Raw genomic sequence first — 246 nt, 5'->3', positions numbered from 1 at the left:
CCTTGAGAGCGCGCATTCTACACCAAACTTGCAATTGCGTCAAACAGAACTTCTCCCGGACGCAAGCCTACGTGAAGCTGGGCCCCCGAATCTGCCCACACATCATGAAAGAACTTGGACCAGTTCCTGTCCATCATGGCGACAAACGATTCAGGGCTTCCGCGATTCTCATAGCGCTTTAGGTACTCGCTCTTCTGTTCCTCGTAGACAGGAGCCACGATCGAATACGGTATGCCCTCAGCAGCC

Annotated in this window: 1 protein-coding gene; it reads right to left on the bottom strand. The window is 53.7% G+C overall.

Annotation, left to right across the window (positions count from 1 at the left end; translation table 11 throughout):
• Nucleotides 1–17: 17 nt before the first annotated feature.
• Nucleotides 18–246, bottom strand: a 229-nt coding sequence (locus AC1RPR_RS08985; RefSeq protein ID WP_481763604.1) for a hypothetical protein, incomplete at its 5' end; no start/stop codon positions are given.

The sequence above is a fragment of the Dellaglioa sp. CoH-57-MRSF-22 genome (assembly GCF_056781895.1).
The sequence above is the reverse complement of the archived record's forward strand: the minus strand, read 5'-3'. Positions and strand labels throughout refer to the sequence as shown.